The sequence below is a fragment of the Halalkaliarchaeum desulfuricum genome, assembly GCF_002952775.1.
In the GTDB taxonomy this organism is placed as follows: domain Archaea; phylum Halobacteriota; class Halobacteria; order Halobacteriales; family Haloferacaceae; genus Halalkaliarchaeum; species Halalkaliarchaeum desulfuricum.
Genome location: NZ_CP025066.1, coordinates 1,543,065 through 1,559,151, shown reverse-complemented (window position 1 = coordinate 1,559,151; position 16,087 = coordinate 1,543,065). Strand labels below are relative to the sequence as shown.

Below are 16,087 nucleotides of genomic sequence, written 5' to 3'. Positions count from 1 at the left end.
CGGTTCGGGTTCCCGGGGCTCTTTTCACCCGTGAAGTCGTTTGAACACCCGTGAACTCCCTCGAAGCCGATCTCGAACGCGCCCGGGAACTCGACGCCGCGCGGATCGCGGACGCCGTCGAGTCGATCGGCTTCGAGTGCACGCGGTGTGGCGGCTGCTGTACGGCCGAGGACACAGATGTCGACAGGGAACCACACACGGCAACGGTGTTCCCCGACGAAGTCAGGCGGCTACAGGCGACGGGCGACCGCGAGTGGGGGGAGATCGCCAGACCGATGCCGTACGGGATCGACGGGGTGGCGAGCGGCGGCGACGACGCCCCGAATGGAGCGACCCGAGAACCGACCGGGGAGACGTTCGAGTGGGCGCTCGCAGTCGACGGCTGCGGCGACTGCGTCTTTTATACGAAGGACGAGGACGGCGTCGGCGCGTGTACGGTCCACGAGGCACGCCCGCTCGTGTGTCGGACGTACCCGTTCTCGCTGGACGTGCTGTCGGACCGGGGGGAGGAGGAGGCCGTCGTCGAACGCGACGGGTCTGTCCTGGCTCACGAATGTGCGGGGCTGGGACGCGATATCTCGCGAGCGGACGCCGAGGCGATGGCGGAAACGCTGAAACGGCGGGCGATCCGCGAGCTCGAGGAAGCCATCGCCGTCCGCGACAGCTATCGGCCGACGGCCGTCGACGGGGTGGTGGTCCACGACTCGGAGGGACAGAAACGCCCGGACGGGACCCCACTCGAGGGGGGTTCCGGGTCGAGCGGATCCAGGTAGATGCGTTTTTGAGGTTCGGGAACGCAGGAACGGATAGGCTCCAGCACATGACCTTCGTCACGAAACTCACCTTCCAGTCGGGCGACAGGGCGGTTCTCGAGGACACCGTCGGGGAAATCAAAGGGATGCTCGAACGCAAGGGAGTCGAGTGCAAGGGACCACACTCCTCGTCTCCGGAGAAACTCCGCGTGCCGCTGTCCCGCCGGCTCGACGCCGGTGAGACGTTCGATCCGTGGACGTACACCGTCTACACCCGCCGGATGGAGATCCACGGCGCCGAGCACATCGCCCGGGAGGTGGGTCACATGGACTTTCCGGACTCGCTTCACGTCGAGATCGAGGTCGGCCGGAAACGACCGCTGGGGTATCGGCGAAACTGAGTGTCGGATCGGCGAAACTGAGAGTCGGGTGGCTCTCTGGCCGGCATGTGGCATCGTCACACGCCCGTCTGACGCACATTTATACAGCCGGAACAACCTGTTGTTCGTATGAGTAACCGGGTGGAGGACCTGGAACGCCAGGTGCAGGAGCTTCAGGCCGCAGTCAACGGACTGACCGAGGAGTTGGTGGAGACGAAAGCGCGCCTCCAGGACCTCGAAGCGGCCGAACACGGGGAGCCGGAACCGCCGGAGGAGCCGTCAGAGGTTCCCGCAGAACGGACGACCAAAAGTGACGTCCACGCCGACGTCGTCGAGGCGAATCCCGAGGCGAAGCGCGCCGAGGAGTCGAGCGCGGACGCGGCCGCCGATGGCGATGCGGCCACTGGAGAGGACACCGCCGACGAGTCGGTCGAAGCAGATAAATCCGAGGAGCCTGACGAATCGAGCGGAGATGGGGAGTCGGAGGAGAGCGACATAATCGTCGCGTAAGCTCGCGGCTCCATCGCGAGCGACACATGCATATCAAAGAGCTCGTACTGGACGACTTCAAGAGCTTCGGACGACCGACGCGTATCCCCTTTTACGAGGACTTCACGGTGATCACCGGGCCGAACGGCTCGGGCAAGTCGAACATCATCGACGCGGTCCTGTTCGCGCTGGGGCTCGCCAGAACTCGGGGGATCCGTGCGAAGAAGCTGACCGACCTCATCTACAACCCCGGTCACGAGGACGGCGCCGGGTCGTCCGGGCCGAACGAGGCGTCGGTGACGGTGGTGCTGGACAACGAGGACCACACTCTCTCGCGGGAGCAGGTGGTCACTGCCGCGGGCAGCGACCGGATCGGCGACGTCGACGAGATCACGATCAAGCGCCGGGTGAAAGAGACCGAGGACAACTACTACTCCTACTACTACCTCAACGAGCGCTCGGTGAACCTCTCTGACATCCGTGATCTGCTCTCGCAGGCGGGAATCACCCCCGAGGGGTACAACGTCGTGATGCAGGGGGACGTCACCGAGATCATCAACATGACCCCCTACCAGCGCCGGGGGATACTCGACGAGATCGCCGGCGTCGCGGAGTTCGACGCCAAAAAGGAGGACGCATTCGAGGAGTTAGAGACGGTCGAGTCCCGGATCGGCGAGGCCGACCTCCGGATCGGGGAGAAACAGGACCGGCTCGAGCAGCTGGAGGACGAGCGGGAGGCCGCCCTCGAGTACGAGTCGCTGCGCGAGGAGAAAGCGGAGTACGAGGGCTACCTCGAGGCAGCCGAACTCGAGGAAAAGCGGGGCACTCTCGAGGGGACCGAAAAGAAGATCGAGGCGAACCAACAGACCCGCGAGGAGCTGCAAGCGGAGCTCGACGAGCGCCAGGCCCGGGTCGACGAACTCGAGGCGGAACTCGAGGAGCTCAACCGCGAGATCGAGCGGAAAGGCGAGGACGAGCAGCTCCGGATCAAAAGCGAGATCGAGGAGGTCAAAGGTGAGATCTCTCGGCTCGAAGGGAAAATCGAGACCGCAACCGAGCGGATCGAGGACGCCGAAACCGAGCGCCGGGAGGCGTTCGTCCAGATCGATCGCAAGGAGGAGCGCCTCGATGAACTGGAAGGCGAGATCCGCGAGCTGAAAGTCGAGAAGGCATCGGTGAAGCGGGAGATCGGCGAAAAGCAGTCGGAACTCGCGGAGATCGAAGCCGAGATCGAGTCGGAGGACACCGAGTTCGACGAGCTGAAGGCCGACCTCGCCGACCGCAAACAGCGGCTCGAGGAGCTAAAAGACGAAGCGAACGACCTCCAGCGCGAGAAGGACCGCCTGCTCGACGACGCCAGACGGCGATCCAACGAGCTCGCCGAGGCGCGCGAGGAACTCGAGGCCGCCCACGAGACGATCCCCGAACTGAAAGCGCGCAGGTCGGAGCTACACGGCGAACTCGACACCGCAGAGCGGAACCTGCGGACGATCGAGGGAACGATCGAGGAGCTACAGGCCGAAAAGGAGGAGCTGTCGGCGGAACTCGAGGAAGTCGAAGACGAACTCCGCGAGAAACAGACCGAGTACGCCGAACTCGAGGCGCGCGCCGACCGCGAGGGCGACAGCTCCTGGCCGCGGTCGGTCACGACGATCCTGAACGCGGAGGTTTCCGGCGTCCACGGCGCGGTCGGCGACCTCGGTGCGGTCGACTCCGCGTACGCAGTCGCCTGCGAAACCGCCGCGGGCGGTCGACTCGCGAACGTCGTCGTCGACGACGACGGCGTCGGGGCGACCTGCATCGACTACCTCAAGTCGCGCAACGCGGGGCGGGCGACGTTCCTGCCGATCACCGAGATGGAAACCCGGAGCCTGCCCCGTGAGCCCTCCCACCCCGGCGTGGTCGATTTCGCCCGCAACCTGGTCGACTACGAGGAGGAGTACGAGGGCGTCTTCTCGTATGTGCTCGGCTCCACGCTGGTCGTCGAGGACATGGACACGGCCCGGGATCTGATGGGCGAGTACCGGATGGTCACCCTCGATGGCGACCTGGTCGAACGCTCCGGCGCGATGACGGGCGGCTCCGGCGGCGGGTCCAGATACTCCTTCAGCAAGTCCGGGAAGGGGAAACTCGAACGGCTCGCCGAGGAAATCTCCGATCTGGAGGACCGACGCCGGGAGCTGGAGGCGGAGATCCGCGAGCTCGAAGGCGACATCGACGACGCCCGCGACCGGAAGACGGACGCCGCCGACAGGGTTCGGGCGGTCGAGGGCGATATCGAGGACGTCGAGGCGGAACTCGACGAGCAGGACGACCGGATCGAAGAGCTCGAAGACCGGATCGAAGAGCTGGAGACAAAGCGGGAGTCGGTCGACGAGCAGATGAACGAACTGGAGGCGGAGCTGTCCGGCGTCCAGGAAACGCGGGCCGACGTCGAGGGGGAAATCGAGGAGCTGGAGGCCGAACTCGCCGACTCGCGGATCCCGGAGCTCACCGACCGCGCGGACGAGGTGCGCGGTGAGATCGACGAACTGGAGTCGAAGATGGACGATCTCGACGGGAGACTCAACGAGCGGAACGTCGAGATCGAGTACGTCGAGGAGTCGATCGAGGAGCTGCAGGGGACCGTCGAGACCGCCCGGGAGCGGAAGGCGAACGCCGAATCCGACATCGAGGACTACGAGGAGCGGATCGAGAAAAAGCGGGACGCGCTCGAGGAAAAGCGGGCCGCAATCGAGGAGCTCGAAGGGGAACTCGTCGACCTGAAAGAAGAGCGCACCGACCTCCGGAAAGAACTTCGGCAGGCGGAAAGCGCCCGGGACGAACAGCGCGACCGCGTTTCGGAGATCGAGTCGACGTTATCGGACCTTCGGGAGACGAAAGAGCGACTCGAGTGGGAGATCGAGGAGCTCGAGGCGGCCGTCGGCGACTACGACCCCGAGGAGATCCCCGACCACGACGAACTCGAAGCGCGGATCGAGGAGCTGAAAGCCGAGATGGCACAACTGGAGCCGGTGAACATGCTCGCGATCGACGAGTACGACGAGGTACAGTCGGAGCTGGAGACGATGACCGAGCGCCGGGACGTGCTCGTCGAGGAACGGGACGGGATCGAAGAACGGATCGATCGGTACGAGGCACAGAAAAAGCAGACGTTCATGGAGGCGTTCGAGTCGATCGACACCGAGTTCCAGAACGTCTTCTCCCGGCTTTCGGACGGATCGGGCGAACTCGTCTTGGAGGATCCCGAGGACCCGTTCGAGGGCGGGCTGACGATGAAAGCGCGTCCGGCGGACAAGCCGGTCCAGCGGCTCGACGCGATGTCCGGCGGCGAGAAGTCGCTGACTGCGCTGTCGTTCGTCTTCGCGATCCAGCGGCACAACCCGGCGCCGTTTTACGCGCTCGACGAGATCGACGCGTTCCTCGATGCGGTCAACGCCGAGCGCGTCGGGGAGATGGTCGACGATCTGGCGGGCGACGCGCAGTTCGTCGTCGTCTCGCACCGCTCTGCGCTGCTCGAGCGCTCCGAACGGGCGATCGGGGTGACCATGCAACAGGACAACGTAAGCGCCGTCACCGGCCTGCAGTTCGGCGAAGAGGGCGGGGAGAGTGCCGACGAGTCCGGGGAGGTGAGCGCGGGTGACTAGCAGCTTCGGGCTCGACGTCACAGGCGAGCCACCGCCCGGATCGGGCCCGGCCGACCTCGACGACGACGAGGTCGAGCCGGTCGAACTCCTCGTCCAGCTCGCCGAGGAGGGCGAGATCGAGCCGTGGGACATCGACATCGTCACGGTCACCGACGCGTTCCTCGAGAAGCTCGACGCCACGGACCTGCGGACGTCGGGTCGGGCGCTGTTTTACGCCTCCGTGCTGTTGCGGATGAAAAGCGACGCGATGCTCGCGGAGGACGACGAGAAGGAAAACGAGCCCGAGCCGTGGGAGCTGGCGATGGAGGGCGGCACGGACGACCGGTCGGATCCGGCGTTCGACCCGGTCGACGCGCTCGAGGCGGAGATGGACCGCCGGCTCGACCGGAAGAACACCCGTGGGCAGCCGGAGACGCTCGAGGGGCTCGTCCGGGAGCTCCGGGAGGCGGAACGGGAGTCGTGGTGGAAGCGCCGGCGGGAGTACGACACCAGCGGTTCCCCGACGGGATACGACCGCGGGATGCAGACGCTGGACTACCATGCCGACGACGACGCCCGGCGGGACGGGGAGCCGACCGCGGGAGACGTTACGGAGCGGACGCACGACGAGGACATCGAGGAGGTGATCGAGGGGGTGACTGACGCGCTCCGGGAGCAGTACGCCGCCGGACGGGGGGAGGTGCTGTTCGCGGAGGTGCGCACCGCCGGCGGGCGCCCCTTTATGACGTATCTGTCGCTTTTGTTCATGGCTCACCGGGGTGCGGTTCGACTGCAGCAGGACGAACTGTTCGGCGACCTGTGGATCCTGGATCACACCATCACCGCCGTCGCCGAGGACGCCGAAGCGGTCGCCGATGACTAAATACAACGACCTTTTTTAACGGGGGCCTCACTCACTGCGTTCGTTCGACCCCCGCCAAAAAAGCTCGACCAAAAAAGCCGCCTCCGCGGGCTACGCCCGCTCCGGCGGTGAACCGCTCGCTTCGCTCACGGGTCGCTGTGCTCCCCGTTCGCGTTTCCGAGGCGCTCGTTTCACTCGCGCCTCGCTTCGCTCGCGGATGCTCGACGGAATTTGCCCTTTGATGTACTCGGCCTGTTCTTTCTGGAGAGGTCCGTGTTGACCCGCGAGCGACCGCAGTGAGCGAGCGGGCCAAGAGCCGACCAACGGGAGGCTCGCAGCGCTTTTGGTCGAGCTTTTGCCAGGGAGCGACCGAAGGGAGCGACCGCAGCAAAAGCTCGAGGTTCAAATCCCGAGCAGCGACCGGAGCGACCGGGTTCGGGTGCCACACGCCTGGCTGTATTCACAGCCCTCACACCGGGCGTCGTTCGCTCGCGGCGGCGGGCCGTCGATGGCCCGCACCGCCCGAAGCGCGGAGCGGTAGGCCGCTTTCGCGCGGGTCGTGAGTTCGACGGTTCGAACGACCCCGTGGGCCGGATACTCCACGAACGACGTCGACACCTGCCGGGTTTGCTCCCACGAGAGGGCCTTGGCGGCGGCGACTGCGCGCACGCGGTGGTGGTTCCACGTCCCCTGATCCGGCGGCGTTCCGGGGGAGACGATCGTCGGGACTCCTGGGTCGCCGACGATCTTGTGGGCGATCCCGCGACAATCCTTCCCGGACAACAGTACCCGGGTCCGGGACGGCGAGGCCAGTTCGTCCCAGTCGTCGCGCGTTCGGAGTCTGGCGAGGTTTCGGCGGAAGGCGTCCGGTTCGACATCGATCGGAGCCTCGCGAAGTTCCCGGTCGGAGGCGTCGAGCAGCGACGGGTATCGGAAGGCCAACTCGATACGATCGGTCGCGTCCGGCGGCGGCTCTCGATCGTCCTCCTTTCGGGCGTGATACAGCTGTCGCGGGCAGTAGGCCCCCCGCGAGAGATCGCCGAACGTCACCGTTTCGTCGGATCGCGAGCCGGTCACGCGCCGGAGTGGTCCCGGCATGGTATATAAGCGTCGAGTCCAGAGATGACGGCACGGACATGGGAAACCGAGACGATGTAACGGGGAACGCCGAGACGGGGGACGTCGAGGGGGTGCCGGTCGACGTGACCGTCTACTCGCGGGAGGACTGTCACCTGTGTGACGAGGCGATCGAGGTCATCCGGCAAGTCGCCGCCGACGTCGGTGTGATCGTCGCAATCGACGAGATCGACGTCGACGAGGACGAACAGCTGAAAGACGAGTACGGCGATCGGGTTCCGTACGTCCTCGTGGACGGCGACCCCGCCTACAAGTACCGGGTGGACTCGTTCGATCTCCGGCGACGGCTTCGGGATCGCGCCCAGAACTGATGAGGGACGACTCCCACGTTTGCGATATCCCGGACGCGCTTCCACCAGACGTGATCATCAGGCGCGCGCTCCCGGCAGATCTCCTGGGAATCGTGCGCGTGTTCGACGGGGCCGCACTCGAGACGGACGTCGAGAGATTGCGGCGTCGACTCCGCGATGATCCGCCACGGGCGTTCGTCGCCGCCGCGGCCCGGACGGACCCCTCCCCGGAGTCGTCGGCTGACCGCGTCGTGGGCGCGCTCGTATTGAGTGACCGTCCAGCGTCGTCCCCCGGCGAGGTGGAGATCGAGCAGGTGGCGGTCCGCCGTCGGCGACGGGGACGGGGGATCGGACGCGCGCTCGTCGAGGCCGCCTGCAGCTTCGCGATCGAACACGCTCCTCCGGGGGCGACACCCGTGGTGACCGCCAGGTTCGACCGGACGGCCCGTCCCTTTTATGAGGCGTGCGGCTTCGAGATCGTCGAGGATCCGACCCTCGAGTCTGCCGAGGGCTCCAGGGGCGAACGACTCCGGGCCCGTCGCAGGGCCGACGCCGGGTGACGGAGCGGACTCGACGCTCATAAACGCCTCGCCATCCTATACATGGAAAATGACACGACGCGACCACTACTACAACAAGGCCAAACAGGAGGGCTACCGGACCCGGGCCGCCTACAAGCTCCTGCAGATCGACGAGACCGCCGACCTCTTTTCGGGCGGCGAGACGGTCGTCGACCTCGGGGCGGCGCCGGGCGGGTGGCTCCAGGTCGCTGCCGAGCGCGTCGGCGACGCCGGAACCGTCGTCGGCGTCGACTTCCAGCGGATCCGAGAGTTCGAGGAGGACGAACTGGCGGCGGACCCGCGAATCGAGACGATCCGCGGGGACATGACCGACGAACGAACCCGCGAGCGTCTCCGTGACGCCGTCGGCGAGGGCGGCGCGGACGTCGTCGTCTCCGACCTGGCGCCGAACATGACCGGCGAGTACTCGCTGGATCACGCCCGGTCGGTTCACCTGGCCCGCCAGGCGTTCGAGACCGCCCTCGAACTGCTCGCACCCGGCGGGGACCTCGTCGTCAAGGTGTTCGAGGGACGGGACCTCGATGATCTCAAAACCGATATCGACGAAGAGTTCGAGTACGTCCGGATCGTCTCGCCGGAGGCCTCCCGGGATTCCTCCTCCGAGGTGTATCTCGTCGCCAAGGGACGGCTCACCGCGCCGGTCGAAGTCGGCGATCGACTCACAGTCGAGATCACGGACACCGGACGCGAGGGCGACGGGATCGCCAAGGTCGACGGGTACACCCTGTTCGTCCCCGAAGCGGAGAAAGGGGAAACCGTCGAGGTGGTCGTCGACGACGTCAAGCCACGGTTCGGCTTCGCCGAACGCGTCGACGACTGACGGCCCGTCGGAAGATCCGGATCGGTGCTTTCGCTATCGTCGGCTGGATGCGTTCCCGACGCTGCTCGAGTATAGCGAACTCCCGCTCACGCCGGAGAGACGTCGTACCGACGTACCGCACCAACCACGAGATAGACGAGCGGGGTGTCGAGCACCGCGATCGCGAGTTTCAGGAGGTACTGTCCGACTATCAGTGCGACGACGACGTCGCCCGGGAGCACCGGCCCGAGCCCGATCGCGCGCGGGAGCAGCCAGAACGCCACGCCCACGAAGATCACCGTGTCGATCGCCTGGCTCGTGCCCGTGGAGACGATGTTTCGCAGCCAGAGTCGCTCTCCGTGGGTTCGTTCCTTGATCCAGTGGAACACCACCACGTCGTAGTTCTGGCTCACCACGTACGCCAGCAGGCTCGCGGCGACGATGTTCGTCGACGCCCCCAGCACCGTCTCGAACGCCGCCGGGTCGATGCTCGAGGGTGCCGCCGGCGCGAGGATCGTGCTCCACACCAGCGCCAGCACGAGGAAGTTCATCAAAAAGCCCACGTTCACGAGCACTTGCGCCGCGCGCTTGCCGTACAGCTCCGTGTAACAGTCAGACGCCAGGAACGTCAGGGCGTAGGCAAGTGCGGCACCCGGCAAGGCGAGCTGTGCACCGGTAACCGGCAGCGCGAACGGGAGTTCGAACTGCAACACTTTCGAGGCGGTGAGCTGAGCCGTCACCAGCGACGCCACGAACAGCGCCGCCAGCGCGACCGCCCCGGCGGGCAAGGTCACTCGCTCCTCCTGGACCGTCCGAACCGACACGCTACTCGTCCTCCTCCAGCCGGCCGTGACGCTCGTCGATGTCGTCCAGTAGATCCAGCGTCTTGCGGATCGACGCGCGGATCGCCTCGCTGCGGTTGACGAACTTCCCCTCTTCGCCGACGTGTTCGTCGAGGTCCGAAAGCAGCTCCTCTGGAACCTCGACGCTTATCTTGGGCATACCCGGGTCATCTCTCGGGAATACTCTTTAACTACTCGATTCCGATTCGGGTGTCGAGACGCGCTCGAAGTCGCGCCGATCCAGCGGCGGTTCGTACACGCCTGTCTCGGTGACGAGATAATCCACGAGTTCCATCGGCGTCGGATCGAACGCCGGGTTGAAGACTGACACGTCCGCGGGCGCGTTCTGCTCCCCGTAGATCTCCCGCAACTCTCCGGGGTCGCGCTGCTCGATTTCGACCTCGGTCGCGCTCAGTTCGGTGTCGACCGTCGAGTGGGGCGCCGCCACCACGAACGGGATGTCGTGACGATCCGCCAGCACGGCGTGTTTGTACGTCCCGATCTTGTTGAACACGGCGCCCTGGCCGGCTCCGTCGTCCCCGGAGCCGTGTCGGGGAGTGAACGCCTCGCCACCCTCGAGCACCACCCTGTCGGCGCCGACGACGACGGCGTCGACCATCCCCCGCTGCATGCACAGGCCGCTGGCGTTGTCGGGGATCAGCCGCACCGGAACGTCCCGTTCCTGTAGCTCGACGGTCGTGATCCGGGAGCCCTGATTGAGGGGTCGTGTCTCGTTTGCGACGACGTCGATCTCCTTGCCCTGCTCGTGGGCCGAGTAGACGACCCCCAGCGCGGTCCCCCAGTCGACAGTCGCCAGCGCGCCGGCGTTGCAGTGGGTCATCACGGTTCCGTCCGCCGAGAGCAGTTCCGCACCGTGCTCGCCGATCTGCCGGTTGCGCTCGACGTCGGCGTCGGCGATATCCTTCGCCGCCGACAGGGTCCGCCGCCGGGCCTCCTCGACCGACCTGCAGCCGCGAAGCTCCCTGAGGACCGCCTCTACCTCTCGCGAGAGGTTGACTGCCGTCGGTCGTGCGCCCGCGATCGTCCCGGCGTCCTCCCGGACTGCCTCCTCGAACGCCTCGACGGTGTCGGCGTCGGTTCGCCGCGCCGCAAGCGCCACCCCGAACGCCCCGGCGGCCCCCAGCGCCGGCGCGCCTCGCACGCGCAGGATCTCGATGCTCTCGACGAGTTCCGGCACCGTCTCCGCGTGGTAGGTCGTGTACTCCGCCGGAAGCTTCGTCTGGTCGACCATCTCGATGCAGTCTCGGTCGTTGTCCCAGTCGATAGTGCGCATGGTTCTTCGGTTCCTGTATGAGCGTCCGAACTGCACCGTCAAGAACACCGGCCCCTTTGTCGCGCTCCGTAGCGTTCATCCCGGCTCGTCGGGCCCCTACTTTTCTCCCTCGTCGGGCCCGTATTCCTCCAGTTTCCGCGCGGTCGCTTCCAGGGCGTCTTCGGAGAGTTGCTGGGGAGTCCCCACAGACTGCGCCTGACAGTACGCCCGCGCGACCGACTCGACCGCGACGGCGGTCTCGATCGCCGCCGCGGCGTCCTCGCCAGTTGCGACGAGCCCGTGGTTCTCGAGCAGGCAGGCGCTGCTTTCGGCGGACGCCATCGCCCCGACGGCGTTGTCCGCGAGCTCTTCGGTGCCGTAGGTCGCGTACGGGGCAATCGGGACCGTCTCGCCGGCGAGGACGATCATGTAGTGGACCGGCGGCAGTGGCTCCCCGAGCACTGCAAGCGTCGTCGACCACGGCGAATGGGTGTGGACGATCGCGCCGGGTTCGAACCGCTCGTAGATCCGTCGATGCATCGGTGACTCGCTCGATGGGGCGAGTTCTCCGAACACCTGCTCACCCCCAAGCGATACGACCGAAACGTCGTCGGGGCTAATTTCATCGTACGGGACGCCCGATGGTGTGATCGCGAGCCGCTGCCCCCGTCGCACGCTGAGGTTCCCGGTCCGGCCCGGGGTCAACTCGCGCAGCTCCGCCGCCCGCGTTGCGACTGTCCGTCGTTCCGCTTCCAGTACTGTCACTGGTCTCTCCCCTCGTCCGAGGCGGAGTTCCCACCGACCCGCTTGTCGGCGCCGGTCGCCCGGATGTACTCCTCGAGCAACGTCGGGAACTGCCCGCCGCGGACGTACCGGAGGCCGAACTCGTCCGCCCACGAGATGATTCCCCTGTCCTCGGTGACGACGCCGGCGTCGAGTTCGCGCGCCAGCACCAGCAGGTCGAAATCCTCCCGGGAGTCGAGGACTCCCTGCCTGAGCGTCCGGCGATACTTGTCCCGCATGTTCGAGAGAACCCGATCCGCCTCCGTCATGTACTCTTCGCGACCGTCCCCGTCGGGATCGGTGGACAGGTCCGCCGGATCGATCCGCTCGACCTCCCGGAGTGCTTCCTCGGAGACGCGCAACCCCCGGTCGACTCGATCACTCATCTCGTCGATGAAGTTATACACGATCACAGCGGGGATCGAAACCCCGTAGCGATCGGGGCTCTTGCGGACCACCCACGTGTCCAGCCGGGAGAAAATCTCCTCGTCGACGTCCTGTTCGTGCAGCATCGTGCCGAGTTCGTCGTGGATCGACGGCGGCATGTAACAGGAGATGTTGAGCTCGAGTCTGGCGGTGGCGACCAGGTCGAGCAGCCTGACAATCGCATCCTCGACCGTCTCTCCCTCCTCGCGAATCGCCTGGGTGATGAAAAGCGAGGTGTCGAGGACGAACCGCTGCCGTGGGAGTTCACCGCTCATACACCCGGATTCGGGCGTGGGCCACAAATGTTTGGTCACCGCGTGGGCGGGCACGTGGCAGTCGATTGCCGACGCGTCAACGATTGACGGCTGCCGCACCAACGATTATGGACGCCGATAACCTTGCTTCGAACATGAACGAGCAGGCGTTCTACGAGCGGCTGGATTCCACCGCTGTGGACCCTCCGGACCTCTTCGAACACTTCGAGGAGCACTCCGCGGGTGATCGTACCTACTACCTGCTCCCGGACGCGCGCCACGAGGTCGAACGCGGAACCGTCGTCCTTCCCGACGCCGACGCGGTCGTCCGCGGTTACCCGAGCGTCCCCCGCGTTTTCGTCCTCGATCCGGGAATTCCGTCGTTTTTTGGTGCCGACGCCAGGGTGAGCGTCGAGGAGAAACTCAACGGTTTCAACGTGCGCATCGCCGCTGTCGGTGGCGTCCTCGCGTTCACACGAAGCGGGTACGTCTGTCCGTATACGACCGACCGGGCGCGGGCGCTCCTCGACCCGGCAGAGTTCTTCGAAGCGTATCCCGGAGCGATGCTGTGTGCCGAGTTGATCGGCCCAGAGACGCCGTACACTGCACACGACTACGACGACGTCGACTCCCACGCAGTCCGAGTATTCGGAATCCGGGACCGCGAGACGGGCGAGCCGTTTCCCGTCGACGAGCGACGAGAACTCTGTGAACGCTACGGCTTCCCACAGCCCACCGAGTTCGGTCGGGGGACTGTAGACGAGGCCGTGTCCACGGCGAAGGAAGCGATCGCCGAACTCGACGCTGCCGGACGGGAAGGGATCGTGGTAAAATCGGAAGACGGGAGGGAGATAGTGAAGTACACGACCGCGTCTCAAACCCAGGCGGATCTCGCGTACGCCTTCGAACTCCCGTTCGATTACGGTCGAGATTTCGTCTTCTCGCGGGTGATCCGTGAGGGCTTTCGCGCCGTCGAGTTCGACGAGGACGGGGACCGGCTCCGCGAGCGGGCACACGACCTCGGGGAGTCGATCCTGTTGCCGATGGTCGAGACGATCCACACGGTCGCGGCGGGGGACCGCGTGGGGGAACGACAGACGGTTCGCGGGGATCCCCGGGCCATCGACGAACTGCTTTCCCACCTCGAAGGCCAGGGGCTGACGATCGAAATCGAGTCGGATCAGCGGGACGGCGACCAGCGGGTCGTCGAGTTCCTGAAGGTGTCACAGTCGACGAGCGATCGGATCGACTACTATCTCGACGGGGGCACGTACGACGAGTAGTGGGGACCGCAACGCAAACCGCGGGAGCGATGTGGGACGAACCGTTAGGAGCCCTCCGTTTTCGTCTCGACGACCTCCAGCGCCGTCGAGGTGGTGTCGACGATCTCCGCCGGCGGCGAGAGGTTGCGTCTCCCCCCGAGTGTGACGAAAAACAGCGCGAACAGGCCGACGCCGTAGGCGGCCATCAGGGGGATCGTCACGAGGAACATCGTCACGATGTCGGCCGGCGTAAAGACCGCGGCGAACGTCAACATCGCGAGCACCACCTCACGCCACCGGTTGCGCATCGCCTGGTAGGGGATCCCCGCGTAGTTCAAAAGCACCATCAACACCGGCACGTCTGCGAGGATGCCGATCCCGGCGGTCGTGAAGACGATCAGCCAGAAGAAGTCGTTGATCCGGTAGGAGATGATCATCCCCGCATCGAGCGCGTCGCCGACGAGATACGAGATGAGCCAGGGGGCAAAGAAGTAGTAACCGAGCAGGAACCCGCCGATCAGCCCGCCGACGAGCGCGCCGGTCCACAGGAAGACGACGTTCTGTCGTCCCCGAACGAAGCCGAGTTCCCGCAGCGCCGGCCACGCGTAGTACGCGATGACGGGGAAGATCGCAAGCACGCCGATGAGCACCGAGAACTTCACGATGAAGATGAGCGCCTCCACCGGATGGAGGGTGATCACGTTCACGTTCTCGGCGACGACCTCGCTTGGAAGCCGGCCCAGGAAGTTGTCGAAGACGTTCCCCAGCCCCCCGAGATACAGCCACGTGAAGGTCGCGGCCATCACCCCGAGGAACGTGCCGACGATGATGAACGACCGCGAGCGGATGCTGTCGAAGATAAACTTCAGATCCGTGTAGTAGCCGCCGATGTCGTCCTCGCCGTCCTCGGTGAGCTCCTCGAGGAACGTCGATCCGGCCCTGGAACTGCGTTCCTCCAGTTCGCCGGCGATGTCCTCGGCCGCTTCGCCGGCGCTCGCGCCGCCTGCAGCCCCGGAAGTTCCCTCCGTATCGTCCCCGTCGCCGCTTTCGGCGCGCTGTGCTTCCACCTCGTCGAACCGGTCGAGCAGCGCCTGTGCCTTTTCGGGATCTTCGGCGTCGAGGGCAGTACTGGCCAGTTGCATCACCTCGTCTTCACTCAGCTCCTCGAACGCCTCGGCCGGCGCAGCCCGGACGCCCGCCGCGTCGAGTTCCCCGAGGTCGATCGCCGTCGGATCGCCATACAGGCCGGAATCCTCGACCGGATCGAGGCCGGCGTACACCAGATACATGATTCCCAGCACCGCAAACACGGTCCCGGCGAGCAGCCCGTACAGCGCGATCGCCGTCGGTTCAGCGACCCCGAGGCCCTCCCCGAGCGGGTATACTCGATAGTCGCTGCCCATCCATGCGAGCAGTTCGTTTGCCGCCTGCCGGCCGCCGTAATCGTAGAAGCCGTACACCGCGGCGACCCCGACCACGAACAGCCCGGCGAGCACGTTCCACTTCGCTCGCACCGTCGCCGGCACGTCGATCTTCTCGCTTCTCCGGCGGGCGGTAACCGCGATCTTCGCGAGGTACAAGGAGACGCCGTACAGCGCGATCAACGGCACCGCCCACATGATCTGCGTGAACGGGTCCGGCGGGGAGAACATCGCGCCGAAGGCGAAGATGAGGACGACTGCGTACTTCCATTTGTCTCGGAACGTCTCGTACTGGACGATGCCGGCGTACGACAGCCCGGTGACGACGAGTGGCATCTGGGCGGCGAGCCCGAACGACAGCGACAGAAAGACGATGAACTCCGTCCACATCACGATCGAGTAGCTCGGCGCGAAGCCCGCCTCGAGACCGAAGCCTGCGAGGAACGCGAACATGAACGGGAAGAAGAAGCCCTGGCTGTAGAAGACCCCGCCCGAGAAAAGCAGCGCCGCGAGGAGGCCGATCGTGGCAATCTTCCACCGGGGGATCGGCGCCTCCGGCCACATGTCGCGTTCGCGAAGCGCCTCCCTGGAGAAGTATATGAGCGGCGGGATGGCAGCGATGACACCGACGATGAGGCCGATCTTGGCCTGCAGGAGGATCACGTCGAACGGCGTCAGAACGATGATCTCCAGTTGGGCCTCGACGTCGGGAGGCATTTGAGCGCGCGTGACGCCCTTGAGGTAGTCCCAGACCCACAGCCGGAGCGCGTAGAAGGTCCCGAGAAATACGAAGAGGAACACCATGAAGGCCTTCTGCAGGTCCTTCTGGGCCGAACGGAGCATCGCCCGGACGGCGTCGCTCCCCTCGGCAAGCGTCTGCTGAGTGTCCTCGTCGAGGGCGCTGGACATA

General features: G+C 65.8%; 16 protein-coding genes. 9 read left to right on the top strand and 7 right to left on the bottom strand.

The features are described from left to right. Positions 1–50: 50 nt before the first annotated feature. The 5 genes from AArcSl_RS07655 to AArcSl_RS07635 all read left to right on the top strand — a co-directional run bounded on the left by AArcSl_RS07655 (position 51) and on the right by AArcSl_RS07635 (position 6,130). Complete coding sequence (locus tag AArcSl_RS07655) at positions 51–773, top strand: YkgJ family cysteine cluster protein (RefSeq protein ID WP_119817255.1); 723 nt, start codon at positions 51–53, stop codon at positions 771–773. 47 nt (positions 774–820) lie between these two features. Then, positions 821–1,153 (top strand): uS10/mL48 family ribosomal protein, encoded by a 333-nt coding sequence (locus tag AArcSl_RS07650; protein WP_119817252.1) that lies wholly within the window; start codon positions 821–823, stop codon positions 1,151–1,153. Between the two features lie 108 nt (positions 1,154–1,261). Further along, a complete protein-coding gene (locus AArcSl_RS07645) occupies positions 1,262–1,642 on the top strand; it encodes a DUF7518 family protein (RefSeq protein WP_119817249.1) in 381 nt (126 codons plus the stop codon). A 26-nt stretch (positions 1,643–1,668) separates the two neighbouring features. After that, positions 1,669–5,268 carry a chromosome segregation protein SMC gene (gene smc / locus AArcSl_RS07640; RefSeq protein ID WP_119817246.1) on the top strand — a complete coding sequence of 1,200 codons (3,600 nt, stop codon included), beginning with the start codon at positions 1,669–1,671 and terminating at the stop codon, positions 5,266–5,268. Next, positions 5,261–6,130, top strand: a complete 870-nt coding sequence (locus AArcSl_RS07635; RefSeq protein ID WP_119817243.1) for a segregation and condensation protein A — start codon at positions 5,261–5,263, stop codon at positions 6,128–6,130. Before smc ends, AArcSl_RS07635 begins: the two co-directional genes overlap by 8 nt. A gap of 381 nt (positions 6,131–6,511) precedes the next feature. Here AArcSl_RS07635 and AArcSl_RS07630 read toward each other — a convergent pair whose 3' ends face one another. Then, entirely contained in the window at positions 6,512–7,207 is a 696-nt protein-coding gene (locus AArcSl_RS07630; RefSeq protein WP_119817240.1) for a CRISPR-associated protein Cas4, read from the bottom strand. Positions 7,208–7,245: 38 nt separating this feature from the next. On the opposite strand from AArcSl_RS07630, the gene AArcSl_RS07625 reads away from it, so the two are divergent. Genes AArcSl_RS07625 through AArcSl_RS07615 form a run of 3 tightly spaced genes read left to right on the top strand, consistent with a single transcriptional unit; the run spans position 7,246 to position 8,937 of the window. Continuing rightward, entirely contained in the window at positions 7,246–7,557 is a 312-nt protein-coding gene (locus tag AArcSl_RS07625; protein WP_119817237.1) for a glutaredoxin family protein, read from the top strand. Then, positions 7,557–8,096, top strand: a complete 540-nt coding sequence (locus tag AArcSl_RS07620) for a GNAT family N-acetyltransferase (RefSeq protein WP_193588510.1) — start codon at positions 7,557–7,559, stop codon at positions 8,094–8,096. Before AArcSl_RS07625 ends, AArcSl_RS07620 begins: the two co-directional genes overlap by 1 nt. A 49-nt stretch (positions 8,097–8,145) precedes the next feature. After that, positions 8,146–8,937, top strand: a complete 792-nt coding sequence (locus AArcSl_RS07615; protein ID WP_119817234.1) for a 23S rRNA (uridine(2552)-2'-O)-methyltransferase — start codon at positions 8,146–8,148, stop codon at positions 8,935–8,937. An 86-nt stretch (positions 8,938–9,023) separates the two neighbouring features. On the opposite strand, the gene AArcSl_RS07610 is transcribed toward AArcSl_RS07615, so the two are convergent. The 5 genes from AArcSl_RS07610 to AArcSl_RS07590 all read right to left on the bottom strand — a co-directional run bounded on the left by AArcSl_RS07610 (position 9,024) and on the right by AArcSl_RS07590 (position 12,515). Further along, entirely contained in the window at positions 9,024–9,740 is a 717-nt protein-coding gene (locus tag AArcSl_RS07610; protein ID WP_245883396.1) for a queuosine precursor transporter, read from the bottom strand. Between the two features lies 1 nt (position 9,741). Continuing rightward, positions 9,742–9,918 carry a ribbon-helix-helix domain-containing protein gene (locus tag AArcSl_RS07605; protein ID WP_119817231.1) on the bottom strand — a complete coding sequence of 59 codons (177 nt, stop codon included), beginning with the start codon at positions 9,916–9,918 and terminating at the stop codon, positions 9,742–9,744. A gap of 27 nt (positions 9,919–9,945) precedes the next feature. Then, on the bottom strand, positions 9,946–11,052 hold the full coding sequence (locus AArcSl_RS07600) for an S-methyl-5-thioribose-1-phosphate isomerase (protein WP_119817227.1): 1,107 nt from the start codon (positions 11,050–11,052) through the stop codon (positions 9,946–9,948). 96 nt (positions 11,053–11,148) lie between these two features. After that, positions 11,149–11,796: a class II aldolase/adducin family protein gene (locus AArcSl_RS07595; protein WP_119817224.1), complete on the bottom strand. Its 648-nt coding sequence runs from the start codon at positions 11,794–11,796 to the stop codon at positions 11,149–11,151. Further along, the gene (locus AArcSl_RS07590; RefSeq protein ID WP_119817221.1) at positions 11,793–12,515 is read right to left on the bottom strand and encodes an RNA ligase partner protein; all 723 of its coding nucleotides are present in this window, start codon (positions 12,513–12,515) and stop codon (positions 11,793–11,795) included. Before AArcSl_RS07590 ends, AArcSl_RS07595 begins: the two co-directional genes overlap by 4 nt. A 134-nt stretch (positions 12,516–12,649) precedes the next feature. Between AArcSl_RS07590 and AArcSl_RS07585 the strand changes: the two genes are divergently transcribed. Then, positions 12,650–13,777: an RNA ligase gene (locus AArcSl_RS07585; protein WP_119817218.1), complete on the top strand. Its 1,128-nt coding sequence runs from the start codon at positions 12,650–12,652 to the stop codon at positions 13,775–13,777. Between the two features lie 44 nt (positions 13,778–13,821). Here the strand turns inward: AArcSl_RS07585 and tatC are convergent, their stop codons facing one another. Next, positions 13,822–16,086 carry a twin-arginine translocase subunit TatC gene (gene tatC, locus AArcSl_RS07580; RefSeq protein ID WP_119817215.1) on the bottom strand — a complete coding sequence of 755 codons (2,265 nt, stop codon included), beginning with the start codon at positions 16,084–16,086 and terminating at the stop codon, positions 13,822–13,824. Position 16,087: the final 1 nt, after the last annotated feature.